The 325-nt window shown below is 54.5% G+C and carries 1 protein-coding gene; it reads left to right on the plus strand.

The features are described 5' to 3' along the window. Positions 1-325, plus strand: a 325-nt coding sequence (locus JZY04_RS21600; RefSeq protein WP_220577475.1) for a helicase HerA domain-containing protein, incomplete at both ends; no start/stop codon positions are given.

Consider the following 325-nt stretch of genomic DNA (forward strand, 5'->3'; position numbering starts at 1 on the left):
CAAGATGGTGGACAGGCTTACGGGAAAACCGTTGCACCTCGACATCAGCGACCTGCCGATGAAGCGGGGCATCACGACCAACCGCAACAAGTTCGTGTTGGGTCCTTCGGGCAGTGGCAAGTCGTTTTTCATGAACCACCTCGTGAGGCAATACTACGAGCAAGGTACGCACGTGGTATTAGTGGACACGGGAAACTCCTATCAGGGCTTGTGCGAGATGATCCGGCGCAAGACAAACGGGGCGGATGGCGTGTATTTCACCTACACGGAGGAGAAACCGATTTCGTTCAACCCGTTCTACACCGATGATTACGTGTTCGACGTG

It is taken from the genome of Bacteroides sp. 11BF (genome assembly GCF_019633765.1).
Lineage (GTDB): Bacteria > Bacteroidota > Bacteroidia > Bacteroidales > Bacteroidaceae > Bacteroides > Bacteroides hominis.